The organism is Actinoallomurus rhizosphaericola, from assembly GCF_024055675.1.
Classification (GTDB): domain Bacteria; phylum Actinomycetota; class Actinomycetes; order Streptosporangiales; family Streptosporangiaceae; genus Actinoallomurus; species Actinoallomurus soli.
Window position 1 is genome coordinate 1 of sequence record NZ_JAMXMW010000001.1, and the last position, 14,708, is coordinate 14,708.

The 14,708-nt window shown below is 71.7% G+C and carries 15 protein-coding genes, 1 rRNA gene and 2 pseudogenes; 11 read left to right on the plus strand and 7 right to left on the minus strand.

Features of this window, described 5'->3' with window-relative positions:
* The first annotated feature begins 8 nt into the window (after positions 1-8).
* Together rrf and NE234_RS00010 are read left to right on the plus strand one after the other, a co-directional pair.
* Positions 9-125, plus strand: a 5S ribosomal RNA gene (gene rrf / locus NE234_RS00005).
* A 311-nt stretch (positions 126-436) separates the two neighbouring features.
* Positions 437-640, plus strand: a pseudogene (locus tag NE234_RS00010) (DUF397 domain-containing protein); the annotation flags it as partial.
* A gap of 145 nt (positions 641-785) precedes the next feature.
* On the opposite strand, the gene NE234_RS00015 reads toward NE234_RS00010, so the two are convergent.
* Together NE234_RS00015 and hisN are read right to left on the minus strand one after the other, a co-directional pair.
* The gene (locus NE234_RS00015; protein WP_252775567.1) at positions 786-974 is read right to left on the minus strand and encodes a hypothetical protein; all 189 of its coding nucleotides are present in this window, start codon (positions 972-974) and stop codon (positions 786-788) included.
* Positions 975-1,245: 271 nt separating this feature from the next.
* Entirely contained in the window at positions 1,246-2,049 is an 804-nt protein-coding gene (hisN, locus tag NE234_RS00020; RefSeq protein WP_252775568.1) for a histidinol-phosphatase, read from the minus strand.
* 82 nt (positions 2,050-2,131) lie between these two features.
* Between hisN and NE234_RS00025 the strand changes: the two genes are divergently transcribed.
* Positions 2,132-2,815: an HAD family hydrolase gene (locus NE234_RS00025; RefSeq protein WP_252775570.1), complete on the plus strand. Its 684-nt coding sequence runs from the start codon at positions 2,132-2,134 to the stop codon at positions 2,813-2,815.
* A gap of 144 nt (positions 2,816-2,959) precedes the next feature.
* Here the strand turns inward: NE234_RS00025 and NE234_RS00030 are convergent.
* The 3 genes and pseudogenes from NE234_RS00030 to aroA all read right to left on the minus strand — a co-directional run.
* A pseudogene (locus tag NE234_RS00030) lies at positions 2,960-3,160 on the minus strand (MmyB family transcriptional regulator); the annotation flags it as partial.
* A 26-nt stretch (positions 3,161-3,186) separates the two neighbouring features.
* Entirely contained in the window at positions 3,187-4,212 is a 1,026-nt protein-coding gene (gene rsgA, locus NE234_RS00035; RefSeq protein WP_252775572.1) for a ribosome small subunit-dependent GTPase A, read from the minus strand.
* A gap of 3 nt (positions 4,213-4,215) precedes the next feature.
* On the minus strand, positions 4,216-5,472 hold the full coding sequence (aroA, locus tag NE234_RS00040; protein ID WP_252775574.1) for a 3-phosphoshikimate 1-carboxyvinyltransferase: 1,257 nt from the start codon (positions 5,470-5,472) through the stop codon (positions 4,216-4,218).
* 251 nt (positions 5,473-5,723) lie between these two features.
* Here aroA and NE234_RS00045 point away from each other — a divergent pair, with 251 nt between their 5' ends.
* Positions 5,724-6,449: an ATP-binding cassette domain-containing protein gene (locus NE234_RS00045; protein ID WP_252775575.1), complete on the plus strand. Its 726-nt coding sequence runs from the start codon at positions 5,724-5,726 to the stop codon at positions 6,447-6,449.
* A 48-nt stretch (positions 6,450-6,497) separates the two neighbouring features.
* On the opposite strand, the gene NE234_RS00050 is transcribed toward NE234_RS00045, so the two are convergent.
* Positions 6,498-7,055 carry a DoxX family protein gene (locus NE234_RS00050; RefSeq protein ID WP_252775576.1) on the minus strand — a complete coding sequence of 186 codons (558 nt, stop codon included), beginning with the start codon at positions 7,053-7,055 and terminating at the stop codon, positions 6,498-6,500.
* Between the two features lie 95 nt (positions 7,056-7,150).
* On the opposite strand from NE234_RS00050, the gene NE234_RS00055 reads away from it, so the two are divergent.
* Together NE234_RS00055 and NE234_RS00060 are read left to right on the plus strand one after the other, a co-directional pair.
* Positions 7,151-7,885, plus strand: coding sequence for an SOS response-associated peptidase (locus tag NE234_RS00055; RefSeq protein WP_252775577.1), 735 nt, complete (start codon positions 7,151-7,153; stop codon positions 7,883-7,885).
* Between the two features lie 21 nt (positions 7,886-7,906).
* Positions 7,907-8,239, plus strand: coding sequence for a TraR/DksA family transcriptional regulator (locus NE234_RS00060; protein WP_252775578.1), 333 nt, complete (start codon positions 7,907-7,909; stop codon positions 8,237-8,239).
* Between the two features lie 171 nt (positions 8,240-8,410).
* Here NE234_RS00060 and NE234_RS00065 read toward each other — a convergent pair whose 3' ends face one another.
* Complete coding sequence (locus tag NE234_RS00065) at positions 8,411-9,178, minus strand: methyltransferase domain-containing protein (protein WP_252775579.1); 768 nt, start codon at positions 9,176-9,178, stop codon at positions 8,411-8,413.
* 265 nt (positions 9,179-9,443) lie between these two features.
* Here NE234_RS00065 and NE234_RS00070 point away from each other — a divergent pair, with 265 nt between their 5' ends.
* The 5 genes from NE234_RS00070 to NE234_RS00090 all read left to right on the plus strand — a co-directional run bounded on the left by NE234_RS00070 (position 9,444) and on the right by NE234_RS00090 (position 14,626).
* Positions 9,444-10,043: a sigma-70 family RNA polymerase sigma factor gene (locus tag NE234_RS00070; RefSeq protein WP_308206815.1), complete on the plus strand. Its 600-nt coding sequence runs from the start codon at positions 9,444-9,446 to the stop codon at positions 10,041-10,043.
* Entirely contained in the window at positions 10,040-10,306 is a 267-nt protein-coding gene (gene rsrA, locus NE234_RS00075; RefSeq protein ID WP_252775581.1) for a mycothiol system anti-sigma-R factor, read from the plus strand. Before NE234_RS00070 ends, rsrA begins: the two co-directional genes overlap by 4 nt.
* 225 nt (positions 10,307-10,531) lie before the next feature.
* Positions 10,532-11,872 carry an HD-GYP domain-containing protein gene (locus tag NE234_RS00080; RefSeq protein WP_252775582.1) on the plus strand — a complete coding sequence of 447 codons (1,341 nt, stop codon included), beginning with the start codon at positions 10,532-10,534 and terminating at the stop codon, positions 11,870-11,872.
* A 58-nt stretch (positions 11,873-11,930) separates the two neighbouring features.
* A complete protein-coding gene (locus NE234_RS00085) occupies positions 11,931-13,199 on the plus strand; it encodes an HD-GYP domain-containing protein (RefSeq protein ID WP_252775584.1) in 1,269 nt (422 codons plus the stop codon).
* A gap of 95 nt (positions 13,200-13,294) precedes the next feature.
* Positions 13,295-14,626, plus strand: a complete 1,332-nt coding sequence (locus NE234_RS00090) for an acetyl-CoA carboxylase biotin carboxylase subunit (protein ID WP_252775586.1) — start codon at positions 13,295-13,297, stop codon at positions 14,624-14,626.
* Positions 14,627-14,708: the final 82 nt, after the last annotated feature.

The following is a 14,708-nucleotide window of genomic DNA, read 5'->3' on the forward strand; positions in this document are numbered from 1 at the left end:
TTGGTCGTTTCGGTGGTTATGGCGAAGGGGAAACACCCGGTCCCATTCCGAACCCGGTAGTTAAGCCCTTCAGCGCCGATGGTACTGCACTGGAGACGGTGTGGGAGAGTAGGACGCCGCCGGACACTTACATAGATCAGGAAAGCCCGCCAGGCTAACGCCGGCGGGCTTTCCTGCATTTCAGGCCGATTCCAGGCGTCAAAACGGCGATTTCTCACGGTCGAGGCTTCGGTCACCGCCGGGCGATCATCGGCGGTGAAACCGAAGGTGATCTCTCGGTCGGCATTTTCAGGACCTTTCACGTCCGCGCGTTCGGCGGCCTGCTGCATTCACCCGTTCGGGCCGGTCCGGAACTGCGAACAACGGGTTCGATACGGTTGGTGCCTGCTAGGTTTGAGCTGCGCCGTTCAGCAGGCGGCGCGTCAGCGGTCATTCGACCGCCCGGGGAACTGAGGTGCGTGTGTCCAACGAGGGCCAGGGCGAGCGCGTCATCGCGGTTCGCGACAGCAAGGATCCTGACGGTCCCAAGCTGTTCTTCAGCGTGAGCGCATGGCGGGACTTTCTCAATCGCATCAAGGCCGGCGAATACGACCTGCCGGAGGACATGCGCGAGGGCCTCGACGAGCGTTTCGCACGCTGACGGGCACACGGCATCGCTCAGCGGCCGGTCATCGCGCTCCTGACCGCGTACGAGGTCGCGCGCATCGACCCGGCGGCCGGTGCGATCTCGATCGGCCGTGATCAAAGACCGACCGCGGCGCCCGCCGCGCCGGCGCCGAACCCTGTCAACTCCCGATCCGCTTGCGGGCCTGCCCGCGCAGCCGCCGCCGCTGGGACGGGTCGAGCATCAGGTAACCGGCGATCGGCGCGGCGATGAGGCCGAGCACGATCAGCAGGGTCACCCACCAGGGCAGCAGCCACCAGGCGATCAGCGCCACGGCCACGCCGCCCACGACATATCCGGTGCGTCCCATGACAGTCTCCGTTCCGAGGGACTTCGCCTAAGGAACGAGTACCACCGCGATCGGTGTTCCGGGAAGCGCGATATATCTTGTCCCGGCGGGCGGCCCACGTGCTCCGAGGGCGCGCTCCGGCGTACGCGGCCGCGCGTGATCGACCACCGGTCATCGAGAGGAGCCGGCCTTCATCGTCCCGGCGGTGACGCCGACGCGACCAACCCGCACCCGTGTCCCCGGAACGCCGTGAAAAGCCCTCTCGCGGCTTCGTACGCCCGAGGACGCGGCTCTAGACCCGGAGGGTGAGCGGCCCGCCGCCCAGCTGCTCGAGGAGCTGGGCGTGGAGCAGGCCGTTGCTGCAGACGACGCTGCCGCCGTCGGGGCTGGGCACGCCGGACAGGTCGGTGAAGATCCCGCCCGCCTCCTCGACGATGATCTGCAGGGCCGCGACGTCCCACAGGGAGACCTCGGGCTCGGCCGAGGCGTCGACGGTGCCCTCGGCGACCATGACGTGCGACCAGAAGTCGCCGTACGCCCGAGTGCGCCACACCTTGCGGCCCAGGTCGAGGAACTTGTCGAGACGGCCCTGCTCCTCCCAGCCCGTCAGGCTCGAGTAGGAGAAGGAGGCGTCCGCGAGCTCCGTGACGCCCGAGACCCGGCAGCGCGTGGCCTTGGCGAGGCTGCGGCCGGTCCAGGCGCCGCCGCCCCGCGCGGCCCACCAGCGGCGGTTCAGCGCCGGAGCGGACACGAGCCCCACGACGACCTCGTCGCCCTCCATGAGGGCGATGAGCGTGGCCCAGACGGGAACGCCGCGAACGTAGTTCTTCGTCGCGTCGATCGGGTCGATGACCCAGCAGCGGGGACCGTAGCCGGTACGGCCGTACTCCTCGCCGTGGATGGCGTCGCGCGGCCGGGCCCGCTTGAGCGTGTTGCGCAACGACTCCTCGACGAGCCGGTCGGCGTCGCTCACCGGGGTGAGGTCGGGTTTCGTCTCGACGCGCAGGTCGAGGGCCCGGAACCGGCGCGTGGACACATCGTCGGCCGCGTCCGCCATGACGTGTGCCAGCCGCAGGTCATCCGAATAGTCCGCCACGAAGGGCAACCGTATCGCGACAGAGCCCGTGGCAGACACACTGGACGGCGTGAACACCTCAATATCTTCCGAATCCCGGCCGATGCCCGAACCACCGACGCCGGCGCTGCTCTTCGATCTCGACGGCACGTTGATCGACAGTGTGTACCAGCATGTGATCGCCTGGCGTAACGCGCTGACCGTCGTGGGAATCGATCTGTCGGTGTGGCGGATCCACCGGCGCATCGGCATGAGCGGTGGTCTGTTCGTGTCGGCGCTGCTGCGAGAGACGGGGGTGTCGCTGACTCCGGCGGAGATCGAGGAACTGCAGAGCCTGCATGCGCGGGCCTACCTCGAACAGGTCGATTCCGTACGGGCGCTGCCCGGTGCGGCCGACCTCCTCGGCTTCCTCACCGAGCGGGGCGTGCCGTGGGCCATCGCCACGAGCGGCCGGATGGAGACGGCGCATTCGGCGCTGGCGATGCTCGGGCTGCCGGAGGACACCCCGATGATCACCCGGGACATGGTGCGGTTCGCCAAGCCGGATCCGGACCTGTTCCTCGCCGCGGCAGCCCTGGTCGGGGTCGAACCGCGGCATGCCATGGTCGTCGGCGACAGCGTGTGGGACCTCCTCGCCGCCCGCCGCGCCGGAGCGCTGGGAATCGGCCTGCAGTCCGGTGGCTACGGCCGTGAGGAGCTCGAGCGGACGGGCGCCTTCCGCGTGTACACCGACCCCGCCGACATGCTGACCCGGATCGACGAGCTCGGCCTCCGGCAGACGACCTGACCGACGGGGATCCGCACGACGGCGACCGGCCGAGGCCCGCCGGCCGGCGGGGACGCCAGGGGAGCGCCGGGCCCGGACACTCGCGGCCGGGCCCGGACATCCGATCGGCGCCTCGGTGCTCCAGGAGGCCAGGAGGCGCGGGTTCGCCTCCGACGGGGAGCCCGCCTCCACGGCGTAGGTGACGAGGATCCGATCCGGGTCATCGGGCAGCCGGAACGACTCGTAGTCCAGGGCCGGCTCGCCGGCCAGCGGGTGGTGCAGGTGGTCGGCCCACCAGCGGCGGAAGTCCTCGCTCTTGACGGACAGCTCTCCGACGAGCGCCGCGAGCTCGTCGGCTCGCCACAGTGCTCACCCCGCGCTCGCCGCGGGGATCAGTCGGTGTCGTCGCCCTCGCGGGCGGCCAGCAGGCGGCGCAGTGAGTCGAGGCGGGCCGCGTCGGCGTGGCCCGCGGCGACCCACGCGTCAAGGGCGCAGTCGGCCTGCAGGTGCGTGCAGTGCGGCGGGCACTCCGCGGCGCCCTCGACCAGGTCGGGGAAGGCGCCCAGGATGTCGTCCGGTGTGACGTGGGCCAGGCCGAAGCTGCGCACGCCCGGGGTGTCGATGATCCAGCCCTCCGCGGAGGGCAGCTGCAGCGCGACCGCCGAGGACGACGTGTGCCGGCCGCGCCCGGTCACCGGGTTCACCTCGCTCACGGCGCGCTCGGCATCGGGGACCAGGGCGTTCACCAAGGTCGACTTCCCGACGCCCGAGTGCCCGACGAGCACGCTCAGCCGCCCGGCCAGGCATTCGTCCAGGTGGTCGACCGGCTCGTCCTTGCGCGTCACGACGTACGGGATGCCGAGCGGCGCGTACGTCTCCAGCAGCGGGTCCGAGGGCGCGAGGTCGGCCTTGGTCAGACACAGCAGCGGCTCCAGGCCCGCGTCGTACGCGGCGACCAGGCACCGGTCGATCATCCCCGGGCGGGGCGGGGGGTCGGCGAGCGCGGTGACGATCACGAGCTGGTCGGCGTTGGCGACGATCACGCGCTCGATCGGGTCCGTGTCGTCGGCGGTCCGGCGGAGCGTCGACGTGCGGGGCTCGATGCGGACCACCCGCGCGAGAGTGTCCGCGCGGCCGGACACGTCGCCGACCAGGCGCACGCGGTCGCCGACGACGACGCTCTTGCGGCCCAGCTCGCGGGCGCGCATCGCGATGACCGTACGGGGGCGGTCGCCCTTGCGGCCGGTGCCGTCGCCGTTACCGCCGACGAGACAGGTGTAGCGGCCGCGGTCCACCGCGGTCACGAACCCGCCGACGGAGTCCTCGTGGGCCGGCCGCCGTCGGGTACGCGGCCGGGAGCCGCGTCCCGGCCGCACCCGAACGTCGTCCTCGTCGAGCCTCCCCCAGTCGCGCGCCATCGGTTAGCGGAGCATCTCCGTCCAGAGCTCGCCGAACTCGGGGAGCGTCTTGCCGACGGTCGGGAGGTTCTCCACCTCCACGTCGGGCACGGCCAGGCCGAGGACCGCCCCGGCCATCACCATCCGATGGTCGTCGTACGTGTGGAAGACGCCGCCGCGCAGCGGTTTCGGCCGGATCTCCAGGCCGTCGGGCAGCTCGCGGACGTCGCCGCCCAGACCGTTGATCTCCGTGGTGAGCGCGGCGAGCCGGTCGGTCTCGTGGCCGCGCATGTGGGCGATACCGCGCAGCCGCGAGGGGCCGTCGGCCAGGGCGGCGAGGGCCGCGATCACGCAGGTGAGCTCGCTGACGTCGCCGAGGTCGACGTCGATGCCGTGGATCCGGCCGCTGCCGCGCACGGTCAGGTCGCCCGCTTCGTACGTCGCCGAGCCGCCCATGTCGGCCAGCAGGTGGCGCAGTGCGTCACCGGGCTGGGTGGTCTCGGCCGGCCAGTCGCGGACCGTCACCCGGCCGCCGGTCACCAGGGCGGCGGCGAGGAACGGCGCGGCGTTCGACAGGTCAGGCTCGATGTCGGCCTCTCCGCCGCGCACGCCGCCCGGGTGGACCCGCCAGACGTCCGGGGCGCTCTCGACGGAGACACCGACGTCGGTCAGCATCCGCATGGTCATCGCCAGGTGCGCGGCCGACGGCACCGGCGGCCCTTCGTGGCGGACCTCGATCCCCTTGGCGTAGCGCGGGGCGGCCAGCAGCAGGCCGGAGACGAACTGCGACGAGCCCGACGCGTCGATCGTGACCGAACCGCCGGGCACCGCGCCGGTGCCGCGCACGGCGAAGGGCAGCGCGTCACCCTCCACCTCCACGCCGAGCGCGCGCAGGGCGGCCAGGATGGGGCCCATCGGCCGCTTGCGGGCGTGCGGATCGCCGTCGAAGGACACCGTGCCGCTCGCCAGCGCCGCGACCGGAGGAACGAACCGCATCACCGTGCCGGCGAGCCCGACGTCGAGGGTCGCCGGGCCGCGCAGCTCGCCCGGGGTGACGCGCCAGGCGCCCTCCTCCGCCTCGTCGACGGCCACGCCCAGCGATCGCAGGGCGCCCGCCATGAGGAGCGTGTCGCGGCTGCGCAGGGGCCGCCGGATCAGCGAGGGCTCGTCGGCCAGCGCCGCGAGGACCAGCGCGCGGTTGGTCATCGACTTGGACCCCGGCAGCGCGACGACGGCGTCGACCGGCCCGTCGGCGGCAGGTGCGGACCACAGAGGATGCATGACTGAAGGGTACCGGTCGCGGCCGTGGCGAACGGCGCGTAAAGCGCCGGTTCCAAGACCGCCGCGAGACGGGAATGCGCCGGTAGATCTCGCGGCGGCGGCCCTGACCGGTCGCTACGTTGACGGCAGCCGACCGACACGCGGACCGGCGGCCGGGCCGCATCAGGGACGGCGGCCGGATCGTCACGCGGTCTGATGGCCGGGCCGAGGCCAGGGACGGCGGCGGATCGAGATGACAGCAGGGGAGGATCGTGGACGCATCGCCACGGTCACGCCGGGCGCGGCGTGTGCCGGCCGGCCCGGACACGCCCGCGGCCGGACGGCGATCGGCGCCGCTCCCCCCGGGACCGTACGAACTGCGCCTCGCCGACCTGCGGACCCGCTGGCCGGGCGGGGAGGTCATCGGCTTCGGCGACGCGGACCTGCTGCTGCCTCAGGGACGCCGGGTCGCGCTGCTGGGCCGCAGCCGTGTGGGCGCCTCGGCGCTGGCGGCCGTACTGCTGGGGTTCCTGGACTACCAGGGCGTCGCCACTCTGAACGACGTGCAGCTTCGTGATCTCGCCGACGAGGACGTCCGGGGGGTCATCGGGCTGTGCGCGCACGACGCCCACCTCTTCGACACGACGATCGCCGAGAACGTCCGGGTCGCCCGGCCGGACGCCACGGACGAGGACGTCGCCCGCGCGCTGCGCGAGGCGGGGGTCGACCTGCCGCCCGACACCCGCGTGGACGATCAGAGCGTGGTGGTCGGCGCCGGACGCCGGCGCATCGCCCTGGCCCGCGCCCTCCTGGCCGACCTGCCGATCCTCATCCTCGACGAGCCGGACACCGGCCCCGAGGATCCCGGCGCGGACGCCGCGCTGGCCGGGCTGATCGCCGCGGCCGAGGGCCGTACGCTGCTGCTGATCATGCATCGCACGGTCCTGCCGGGGGCCGCGCCGATCCTCCGCCACGTCGACGAGGTCCTGGAGATCTGACCGTTCGCGAGCGCGAAGTCGCGGCGGGCGGCCCCGGCGCGACCGATGTCAGTGTCCGACCTTCGCGGCCTTCTTACGGGTGCTCGACACGCGCTTGGCGGCCTTGCGCCGTGCGCGCTCGGCCTTGCGGCTCGCCTCCGACCGGGCGAGCGCCGCCTGCAGCTTCGCCTCGTGCGCGCCCGCGCGGGCCGCCTTCACCGGGCGGTACTTGCTCGGCGCCGTCGCGGCGACGAGCAGCGCCCCGAACAGCCCGGCGGTCTTGAAGAACTGAGATCGCTCCGCGGCGCGGCGCTCCGGGTCGTCCTCGGCCCAGAACCGGTGCTCGGCCAGCAGACTGGGGACGAGCTGGCCGGCGAGCACGAGCGTCGACAGCCGCTGGAACCGGCCCAGGGCCAGCAGCGCGCCGGTGCCGAGGGACAGCGCCCCCTGCAACCGTACGAGCGACTCGGGATCCTTGGTGGGAAGCCAGGACACACGGTCGGCGAGGGGTTTGATCACGGGGGCGATCTTCTCGGCACGGGTGCCGGGATCGCGCAGCGTCTCGATGCCCGTCACGACGAACGGCGCCGCCATGAGGGGACGAGCGAGAGTCCTGATGGGTTGCATGACTCCCGTCATGCCCACCGTACGCGCGAACAAGCCCCCCTCTTTGGCAAGCTTGGCGGGTCCGGCGCGCGGTGCGCCGTACGGACGGGAAGGGGATGCGCGGAGCCATGTGCGGGCGGTATTCCACGACGCGTGGGCGAGACGAGATCATCGACGCCTTCGACGTCGAGCGCGACACGACCGACGCGCTCGAACCCGACTACAACGTCGCGCCGACCAAGCCGGTGCCGATGATCATGACGCGGGACGTCCGTGAGCTCCACGTGGCGCGCTGGGGGCTGGTGCCGTTCTGGGCCAAGGATCCGGCGATCGGCTCCCGGATGATCAACGCGCGGGTCGAGACGGTGCACGAGAAGCCCGCCTTCCGGCGCGCCTTCACCCGGCGGCGCTGCCTGCTGCCCGCCGACGGCTACTACGAGTGGTACACGCGTGAGGAGGGCGGCAAGCAGCCGTTCTTCATCCGGCCCTCCGACGGGAGCATGCTCGCGATGGCCGGCCTGTACGAGATCTGGCGTCCCTCCGAAGAGGCGCCCGCGGAGGAATGGCTGCTGACCTGCACGGTCATCACCACGGAGGCGAGCGACGACGTGGGCCGCATCCACGAGCGGATGCCGATGCTCGTCGAGCCCGAGCGGTTCGGCGCGTGGCTCGATCCGGAGCTGACCGCCCCGGACGAGGTCCGTTCCCTGCTGGTGCCCGCCGCCGCGGGCCGGCTGGAGGCCTATCCCGTTTCCACGGCAGTGAACAAAGTCCGAAATAACGGGCCTGAACTGGTCAAACCCCTGTCCGATATGGGTATCTCTTCCGGCGAGAGCCCCACCCTGTTCTGACCGCCTCGCCGGGAGGTACGCATGGTCGTGGACACGGCGCAGAGGCGCCTGGAGGACATGCTCGCCGATCTTGATCAGGCGATCGCCGTCCTGCGGAGCGAACATCCGGAGGCCGACCAGCACACCGCCGACGCCGGCGCGAGCCTGTCGGCCACCGACCGGGCGGAGGCCGCGCTGGACGCCATGCGCCGCGAGCGCGCCGAGGTGCTGGCCGCTCTCGCCCGGGCCCGGGCGGGCACCTACGGCAAGTGCGTCGACTGCGGCCAGCCGGTCCCGGAGGGGCGGCTGGAGGCACGGCCCGCCGCCGCCCGCTGCGTGACGTGCCAGGCCAAGCACGACCGCTTCCGGCGCTGACCGGCCTGGGGGCTCCCGGTGCCGGCGCCGACCGGCCTCGGCAGCTCCCGTGCCGGCGCCGACCGGCTCGGGAGCCGCCGGCCTTCCGGCGCGCAAGGACCCCGGGAGCTCCCGATCTTCCGGCGGCCGCAGGGTCTCGGGAGCTCCTGATCTTCCGGCGCTGGAACGGCCTCAGGGGCTCTTGATCGCGCTCGCGACCAGGTGGATGCCGACCGGCTCGTCGCCGAGCGGCGCCGTCAGCTCCGCGCGGACCAGGCGCGGGAGCGCCTGAGGACTCGTGGTCAGGACGTGCTCGACCGTCGAGGGCGACAGGGTCGTCCGCGGCCTGATCCACTCCAGCTCCAGCCCGCTGTCGGTGAGCAGCTCCCGGAGCTGCTCTGCGCCGAAGCAGCGGGTGATCGAGCCGTCCGGCCAGGGCACGAGGACGACCTCGGAGCGGGGCACGTCCGACAGGTGCGCCCAGAAGTTCTGCTCGGCGAGGATGGCCATGCCGAGCACGAGCGAGTCGACGCACATCAGCACCCGGCCGCCCGGCCGGAGCACCCGAGCGATCTCCGCCACGACGTTCTCGGTGACGAGGTGCCGGGACAGCACCCGCCCTTCGGCGACCACGGCGTCGAAGGAGCCGTCGGCGAGGAATCCGAGCGAGGCGGGATCGGCCACCACCGGTTGTACCCGCCGCGAGCGCGGCCCGCCGCGCGGTGTCTCCCGGACCTCGACGACCGTGTGGCCCGCCGCGGCCGCCTGCGGCGCGCACCGTGCCTGCGGACCCGACAGGTCCAGGACACGTGACGGCCGGCGCGGGAGCCAGCGGGAGAGTTGGGCGGCGGCGACGGCCCAGTAGAAGGTCCAGTAGCTCGCGAGCGACTCGGACTCGGACTCGCCGACAGCGGGATGCTTCGCCGGAATCGACAGCACGGCGGCTCCTCGGGGATGCATTTATCCCAATCCTTCCCTGTCGGCGGCATGGCTTCACCCGTTGTCACTGGTGACCGAGCATTCCTCTTTCCCGGGAATCTCGCGGCCATGCGAGGTGTTGCACTGCGTCATAACGGTCAGTGACATGGATTAGTTCGAGGTGACGATGAGCCTTCTGCTCGCGGACCGTCGGCAGGCCTCGCCGGCGGACCCGCTATCGTCTGGTGCGTACGGTTTCGATGCCGACGCCGGCCGGACGGAGGAGGTGGGTCAGGTTTCCGAGGCAGTGGAGACTCTGGAGGAGCGGACGAGGCGCTTCGAGCGGGACGTCCTGCCGTTCCTCGACCAGCTCTACTCGGCCGCGCTGCGGATGACGCGGAACCCGGCCGACGCCGAGGACCTGGTTCAGGAGACGTTCGCGAAGGCCTTCGGCTCCTTCCACCAGTTCCAGGAGGGTACGAACCTCAAGGCCTGGCTCTACCGGATCCTCACCAACACGTTCATCAACTCCTACCGCAAGAAGCAGCGGGAGCCGAAGCAGTCCGCCGCCGAGGAGATCGAGGACTGGCAGCTCGCGCGCGCCGAGTCCCACACCTCCAGCGGGCTGAAGTCCGCGGAGTCCGAGGCGCTGGAGCACCTGCCCGACTCCGACGTGAAGACGGCCCTGCAAGCGCTGCCCGAGGACTTCCGCATGGCGGTCTACTTCGCCGACGTCGAGGGCTTCTCGTACAAGGAGATCGCCGACATCATGGGCACTCCTATCGGTACGGTGATGTCCCGGTTGCATCGGGGCAGACGTCAGCTGCGGACGATGCTCGAGGACTACGCGCGTGAGCACGGCCTCGCCCGCGCGAACGGCGGCCAGCGTAGGGAGGACCAGTCATGAGCTGCGGCAAGCCGCACGAGACCCCCTGCTCTGAGGTGCTGGGCCGGATCTACGACTATCTCGACGGTGAGCTGGACCAGGGCGGATGCTCCGACATCAAGCAGCACCTCGACGAGTGCGGGCCCTGCCTGAAGGAGTACGGCCTGGAAGAGGCCGTCAAGAAGCTCGTGCACCGGTCGTGCGGGTGCGACCCGGTGCCGCAGGACCTGCGGGCGAAGGTCATGGGACGCATCGAGCAGGTCCGCTCCTCACTGACCGAGTAAGGCGGATCAGGACCGTAGGTGACGATTGGTTCACGCTTCGCTCACGTTTCAGCGGGCGTCTGCGTGACCTGCCGCAGTCGGGTTAGGCTTACCCCCGATCATTCGGGCATCGTCGAGTCGTAGCCGGGCTGCCGCACCGCCAGGTGCCCAGGCTCGACAGGGGAGGCAGAAACACATGCGAGTAGGCGTGTCCTGGGCTTAGCCCATTACCTCGTGGGGGCGGCATTGCGTGGACTACCCCTGGCCGCATGGGCTTACGTCTGTACGGTCGTCGCGCTCGGCACCTCATGCATCGCACTCTCGTCCTTCGACGGCATCGACTGGACGACACTCGCGGTGCTGGCGGTGCTCTCCGTGATCTGCGAGTCGGTGCCGGCGCTGCTCAGCAGCGCCAGCGCCCGCGTCTCGCTGAGCTATTCGGCCGGACTGGCCTCGGTCGTGCTTCTCGGCCCCGTCGGCGCCGCCCTGGTGGGTGCGTCCGCCGTCGTCACCGGCCGGCGTGACGTCGACCTCGTCAAGAGGGTCTTCAACGGCGCGCAGTTCGCGCTCTCCGGCTACCTTGCGGGCGTCGTCTACCGCGCCGCGGGAGGCACGGTCGGCCGGCCGAGCGACGGCTCGTTCCCCGCGATCATTCCGCCGTACGTCGCGGCGCTGGTCACCTACGTCGCGGTCAACCTCGGCCTGATCGCCATCATTCTGGTGCTGATCAAGCAGGCGCCCATGTGGGGGTTCCGCTGGGGGCCCGTCGGGCAGCTGACGATCGGGCAGCTGGCCTACGGCATGTTCGGCCTGCTGATCGCCGCGCCCTGGAGGGTCGTCGGGCCGTTCTCCGCGGTGCTGGTGCTGCTGCCGATGTTCATCGCCCGGTGGGCCCTCGAGCAGACCCAGGCGCAGCAGGAGGCCCAGGCCGCCACCATCGCGGCGCTGTGCCAGGCGGTGGAGACCAAGGACTACTACACGCGCGGCCACAGCGAGCGGGTCTCCCGCGGCGCGGCGATGATCGCCCGGGAGATCGGGATGCGGCCCGACCGGGTCGGCGCGGTCCGGTACGCCGGCATGCTCCACGACGTCGGCAAGCTCGGCGTGCCGACGAAGGTGCTGCAGAAGTCCGGCGCCCTGACCGAGGAGGAGTTCGCCGCGATCCAGCTGCACCCGATGCGCGGCCTGGAGATCGTCCGTGACATCGGGTTCCTCGACGAGGCCCTGGCGGGGATCATGCACCACCACGAGCGGATGGACGGCACCGGATACCCCATGGGCCTGGCCGGATCGGAGATCCCCGAGTTCGCCCGGGTGATCTCGGTGGCGGACGCGTTCGACTCGATGACCTCCACCCGGTCCTACCGCCCCGCCATGTCGAACGAGGCCGGCATGGCCGAGCTGCGGCGCTGCGCGGGCACCCACTTCGATCCGGCGCTGGTCGACGCGTTCGTCACCGCGGTGGAGCGCGACGGCTGGACCCGGCCCGACCCGGTCGCCCCGCCCGAGGGCGAGGAGACGGCCCAGCAGGACCACGACGACCCGAGCGTGCCGCTGCGCGTCGCCGGTGAAGGCGTCCGCTCGTGACCGCAGGCCGGGAGGCCCCTATCGCCGGCCGGGAGGCCCCAATGAGGACGAGGCGCCCATGACCGCGCCGGCGCCCGTACGCCGGCGCACCATCGGCCAGGCACTCGACTCCGCGCAGCTCCTCCTGAGCGCGGTCGCCGGGCTGCTCGTCATCGGCTCGGTCACCCAGGTCGCCGCGGTCGGCGTCGTCGACTCCCGTACCGCCGTGCTGTTCGGCGCGCTGATCGCGGTGGGCGAGCTGCTGCGCATGAACGTCCCCGGCAACCGGGAGGTCGCGCCGATCGCCAGCGCGGGCGCCCTCGGGTACGCGCTCCTGCTGAAGGTCGGGGCCGAGTCCGCCGCCCACTCGGCGTTCCAGGTCGTGACCGTCACCGCCTGCGGCACCCTCGCCGGCGCGCTGCCGCACATCGCGGTGGGCCGGATCCCCAAGCTGGACGCGCTGGCCCGGCGGATCCTCACCCCCTCGGTGGTGGCCTTCATCTTCCGGCCGATCATGGACTCGTCGCTGCGCGAGCACTGGCCGGCGCTGATCACCGTGATGGTGCTGACGGTCATCCTGTCCTGCGTCATCGACATCAGTGTCGCGGCCGTGATCCGGACGGAGGCCGTCCGCGCGCGGTTCGGCATCGCGCTCGGCGACGAGATCCAGGCCATGGGGCCGCTGTGCGCGGCCTCCGGCGCGACGGGCATGCTCCTCGCCGTCAGCACGTTCGTCATGGGCCCGGCCGCGCTGCTCGTCTTCACCGCGCCGATCCTCGTCACCCAGGTCGCGTTCCGGCGGTTCGCCGGGATCCGGGCGACCTACCTGCAGACCGTCCGCGCCCTGTCCCAGGTCACCGAGGTCGGCGGGTACGTCGAGGCGGGGCACTCCCGGCGCGTCAGCCGGCTCGCCGTCGCGATGGGCCGGGAGCTCGGGATGACCGAGGAGGAGCTCCTCGAGCTGGAGTACGCCGCGCTGATGCACGACATCGGGCAGCTCTCGCTGCGCGACCCGATCCCCGGCGGCGCGACCGTCCTCGCCTCGCCCCAGGAACAGCGCCGCATCGCCGAACTCGGGGCCGGCGTGATCACCAAGACGGGCGTCCTCGACGAGGTCGCCGAGATCGTACGCCGCCAGTCCGACCCGTACCGCGTCAGCGACGGATCGGCGCCACCCCTCGCGAGCCGTGTCATCAAGGTGGCGAACGCCTACGATGATCTCGTCGGCGACTCGGCCGACCGCGATCGGGCGGCGGCCGTGCTGGAGCGGCTGCGCCTCGACTCGGCGGCGGAGTACGACCCCACGGTGATCGAGGCCCTCGGCCACGCTGTCGACCGCATGCGGTGACAAGTCGACCCCACGGGTTTTTGTCGCCGCGCGCGACGGTACATCGGGCTTCGCATGGTTATTCTCGCTGGGCCGAGTGCGAATGAGGAGGATCGGTGTTCGAGTCCGTATTGGTGGCCAACCGCGGAGAGATCGCCCGACGGGTGATCCGTACGGTGCGCGCCCTGGGGATCAAGGCCATCGCGGTCCACTCGGAGGCCGACGCCGACCTCCCGTACGTCGACGAGGCGGACGAGGCGATCCTCATCGGCCCCGCCCAGCCCGCGCAGAGCTACCTCGACATCGACGCGGTGATGGAGGCGGCCAAGCGCACCAACGCGCAGGCGATCCACCCCGGCTACGGCTTCCTCGCCGAGAACGCCGCGTTCGCCGAGCGGGTGATCGCCGAGGGACTGGTCTGGATCGGCCCGCCGCCCGAGGCGATCGCCGCCATGGGCGACAAGATCAACGCGCGTAACCTCATGGAGAAGGCCGGCGTTCCGGTCGCGTCCGGCACCCGTGAGCCCGTCCCCGACGCCGACGCGGCGGTCGCCGCGGGCATCGGCTACCCCGTCATGGTCAAGGCGGCCGGCGGGGGCGGCGGCATCGGGATGAGCGTCGCCCGCGACGAGGCGGAGCTGCGCAAGGCCTACGAGACGGCCCGTACCCGCGCCGAGCGGTTCTTCGGCAACCCGGACATCCTCCTGGAGCGGTACATCGAGCACGCCCGGCACGTCGAGGTGCAGATCCTCGGCCTGGCCGACGGCACGGTCGTGGCGCTGGGGGAGCGCGACTGCTCCGTGCAGCGCCGGCACCAGAAGATCGTCGAGGAGACCCCCTCGCCCGGCGTCGGCCCGGAGCTGCGCGCCCGCATGCTCGCCGCCGCCGTCCGCGCCGGTGAGGCCGTCGGCTACCGCGGGGCCGGCACGGTCGAGTGCCTGGTCGACCCCGTCGCGCAGGACTTCGTGTTCCTGGAGATGAACACCCGCCTCCAGGTCGAGCACCCGATCACCGAGCTCGTCACCGGCCTGGACCTGGTCGAACAGCAGCTGCTGATCGCCGCCGGGGAGCCGGTCTCCTTCACGTCCGTCCAGCCGCAGGGGCACGCGATCGAGTTCCGCGTGTACGCCGAGGACCCGAAGCGCTTCCTGCCCAGCCCGGGCCCGATCACCGTCTGGGAGGAGCCGGCCGGCGAGGTCGTCCGCGTCGACTCGGGCTACCGCGCCGACAACAAGGTGACCCCGTTCTACGACCCGCTGCTGGCCAAGCTGTGCGTGTACGGCCCGGACCGGGCCCAGGCCCTCGCCGCCGCCCGAAAGGCGGTCGCGGAGTTCCGGATCGAGGGTCTCAAGACCAACCTGCCGTTCTTCACCGAGCTGCTGGACGACCCGGGCTTCACCGCCGGCGAGTACGACACCGGTCTCGTGGACCGGATGCGAGCCCGGTGACGGACCGTACGGCACACTGCGAAGACGCGAACGAGAGCCTTCGTCCGATGGGTAACGTGCGTCCGGCGTACGCCGGCGTTTG

Bases quoted from the DNA above. Each gene is read 5' to 3' on its own strand.
- NE234_RS00025 (WP_252775570.1), top strand. From the start codon at position 2,132: ATGCCCGAACCACCGACGCCGGCGCTGCTCTTCGATCTCGACGGCACG.
- NE234_RS00065 (WP_252775579.1), bottom strand. From the start codon at position 9,178: ATGCATCCCCGAGGAGCCGCCGTGCTGTCGATTCCGGCGAAGCATCCC.
- NE234_RS00060 (WP_252775578.1), top strand. From the start codon at position 7,907: ATGGTCGTGGACACGGCGCAGAGGCGCCTGGAGGACATGCTCGCCGAT.
- NE234_RS00015 (WP_252775567.1), bottom strand. From the start codon at position 974: ATGGGACGCACCGGATATGTCGTGGGCGGCGTGGCCGTGGCGCTGATC.
- aroA (WP_252775574.1), bottom strand. From the start codon at position 5,472: ATGCATCCTCTGTGGTCCGCACCTGCCGCCGACGGGCCGGTCGACGCC.
- NE234_RS00055 (WP_252775577.1), top strand. From the start codon at position 7,151: ATGCGCGGAGCCATGTGCGGGCGGTATTCCACGACGCGTGGGCGAGAC.
- NE234_RS00085 (WP_252775584.1), top strand. From the start codon at position 11,931: ATGACCGCGCCGGCGCCCGTACGCCGGCGCACCATCGGCCAGGCACTC.
- NE234_RS00050 (WP_252775576.1), bottom strand. From the start codon at position 7,055: ATGCAACCCATCAGGACTCTCGCTCGTCCCCTCATGGCGGCGCCGTTC.
- rsgA (WP_252775572.1), bottom strand. From the start codon at position 4,212: ATGGCGCGCGACTGGGGGAGGCTCGACGAGGACGACGTTCGGGTGCGG.
- rsrA (WP_252775581.1), top strand. From the start codon at position 10,040: ATGAGCTGCGGCAAGCCGCACGAGACCCCCTGCTCTGAGGTGCTGGGC.